This is a genomic window from Shigella sp. FC1544 (genome assembly GCF_001722145.1).
In the GTDB taxonomy this organism is placed as follows: domain Bacteria; phylum Pseudomonadota; class Gammaproteobacteria; order Enterobacterales; family Enterobacteriaceae; genus Escherichia; species Escherichia coli.
The window spans coordinates 1-631 of the sequence record NZ_MECT01000394.1 but is presented as its reverse complement, the minus strand read 5'-3'; the positions used below and the strand labels follow the sequence as shown (position 1 = coordinate 631).

Below are 631 nucleotides of genomic sequence, written 5' to 3'. Positions count from 1 at the left end.
GTTGTCGTAACAGTTACCTTTACGCGACATTGATGTTTTCAGACCAGACTGCTCCTGTATGACCCGGTAATCGTATGCGCAGTACTGTGAACCTCGATCAGAGTGGTGGATTAGCCCGGCAGGTGGGCGCTGGCTCCTGAGCGCCATAAACAGGGCTTTACCTGTCAGCTCTTTTGTCATGCGCTCTCCCATGGCGTAGCCGACAATTTCGCACGTATAAACATCTTTGATGCCAGCGAGGTACAACCATCCCTCCTGTGTGGCAACATACGTCAGGTCCGCCACCCAGACCTGATTTGGTGCTGTAGGAGCGAACGTCTGGTTCTGAAGTGGCACACTGAATTTGGCCACCTGAACAGAGGTGATATGCTCACCTCAGAACAACACAGGTGCTCCAATGAAAAAAAGAAATTTTAGCGCAGAGTTTAAACGCGAATCCGCTCAACTGGTTGTTGACCAGAAATACACGGTGGCAGATGCCGCCAAAGCTATGGATGTTGGCCTTTCCACAATGACAAGATGGGTCAAACAACTGCGTGATGAGCGTCAGGGCAAAACACCAAAAGCCTCTCCGATAACACCAGAACAAATCGAAATACGTAAGCTGAGGAAAAAGCTACAACGCATTGAA

Annotated in this window: 1 protein-coding gene and 1 pseudogene; one reads left to right on the top strand and one right to left on the bottom strand. The window is 49.6% G+C overall.

The features are described 5' to 3' along the window. Positions 1-330 (bottom strand): annotated as a pseudogene (locus BGK49_RS17035) (DDE-type integrase/transposase/recombinase); the annotation flags it as partial. A 67-nt stretch (positions 331-397) separates the two neighbouring features. Here BGK49_RS17035 and BGK49_RS17030 point away from each other — a divergent pair. Further along, on the top strand, positions 398-631 hold a 234-nt coding region (locus BGK49_RS17030), incomplete at its 3' end, for an IS3 family transposase (RefSeq protein ID WP_069375777.1).